The 1463-nt window shown below is 62.3% G+C and carries 3 protein-coding genes; 1 reads left to right on the forward strand and 2 read right to left on the reverse strand.

Annotated elements, in window-relative coordinates; translation table 11 throughout:
* Positions 1 to 403 (forward strand): ATP-binding protein (locus ACTWPT_RS59925; RefSeq protein WP_443186464.1); only part of this gene is annotated, 403 nt, incomplete at its 5' end.
* On the opposite strand, the gene ACTWPT_RS59930 is transcribed toward ACTWPT_RS59925, so the two are convergent.
* Positions 372 to 803, reverse strand: coding sequence for an IS3 family transposase (locus ACTWPT_RS59930; RefSeq protein WP_443186465.1), 432 nt, complete (start codon positions 801 to 803; stop codon positions 372 to 374). The genes ACTWPT_RS59925 and ACTWPT_RS59930 overlap by 32 nt on opposite strands.
* Entirely contained in the window at positions 776 to 1147 is a 372-nt protein-coding gene (locus ACTWPT_RS59935) for a transposase (protein WP_443186466.1), read from the reverse strand. Before ACTWPT_RS59935 ends, ACTWPT_RS59930 begins: the two co-directional genes overlap by 28 nt.
* Between the last annotated feature and the right edge of the window lie 316 nt (positions 1148 to 1463).

Raw genomic sequence — 1463 nt, forward strand, 5'->3', positions numbered from 1 at the left:
CGCGGTCGCGGCCTGCCGGGCCGGCTACACCGTCTACTTCACCACGCTGGACGACATGGTCCGACAGCTCAAAGCCGCCGACGCCATCGGCCGCCTCGCCGCCAAGATGAAGACCTACACCCGCCCCAACGTCCTCGTGCTGGACGAGGTGGGATACCTACCGCTCGACCGAGCCGACGCCAACCTGGTCTTCCAAACCATCTCAAAAAGGTATGAAACCGGCTCGATCTTGCTGACCAGCAACAAGGCCTTCTCCGAGTGGGGCCAGGTGTTCGGAGACGAGGTCTTGGTCACCGCCATCCTCGACCGCCTCCTGCACCACTGCGAGATCATCTCGATCAACGGGCCGAGCTACCGGCTCAAGAACCGCCTCACCAGCGAAAATGACGAAAACATGACATGATTCCACCAGTCGACCTCGGGACGTGAGCCCGTACGCAACTCTCCAGATGAGGTCGTACGCCGACACGCGGCTTCTTCAGCCTCCGCCCGGCCAAGCCGAGCTCGGCCATCCGCTTGGCCACGGTGTTCTCCGACAGCTTCCAGCCCTCGGACCTCAGGTCCTGGGTGATGCGCGGCGACCCATAGGTGCCACCGGAGGCGGCAAAGTGCCGTTTGATCTCCTCGTCCAGATGGACGCGCCGCTCTTCCCGAGCTGTTGGCCTGCGGTTCTTCCATTTGTAGAACCACGAGGGCGACACTCCCAGCGCACGAAAGCAGATCTTGTGGGGGACACCAAACTCGGCCCTTTGGGACTCGATGAACTCCACCACAGTTATCGGTTCAGCGAGTCCTTGACCCATAGGACCACGGATCGTTTGAGGACATCACGCTCATCCTCCAACCCGGCGCGCTCCTTCTCCCAGGCGGCCTTGTCCTTGGCGTGCTGCTTGACCAGCTCGGCTTTCTCCCGCCGCAGTCGCGCCAGTTCCTCCTGCTCGGACTCCTTCAGCTTGCCGCCTCTGTTGCCGTCGCGCCCGACCTGCCCTGTTGCGTGCCGGTCCATCTGCACCCAGTTGTACAGCGTGTACTCGTTGATACCCAGATCCCGCGCGATGTGCGCGACAGGTTTGCCGGTCTCCTTGACGATCCTCACCGCCCCAGCCCGGAACTCCGGATCAAAGCGACGCCTCGTGGTTCCTGCCACGACCAAACCTCTCTTGGTTCGGTCTCCACGCTACGAGGGGAAGCCCAATCGTACGATTTGGACTCGTGAGGACCGCCGTGGGGAAATCAAGCAAGTCGGAGGGCGGCTCGAAATACCTGGCGAGACATCTACTGGAACATAAGGCGCAATCTACTCAAATGAACGCCCTCCTAGAGACGGCATAACTCTGTCCAGAGACGGGCGCCTGCACTCATGATGATCCCCGACGACATGGCTGGCGCATTTGCGCAGCGCGAAGGCGTCCACCGCCACCACTCGCACCGCCTCTATCCACGGTTCCGGCGCCGCGCGGACC

Origin of the sequence: Nonomuraea sp. 3N208 (assembly GCF_052245935.1) — a bacterium.
Lineage (GTDB): Bacteria > Actinomycetota > Actinomycetes > Streptosporangiales > Streptosporangiaceae > Nonomuraea.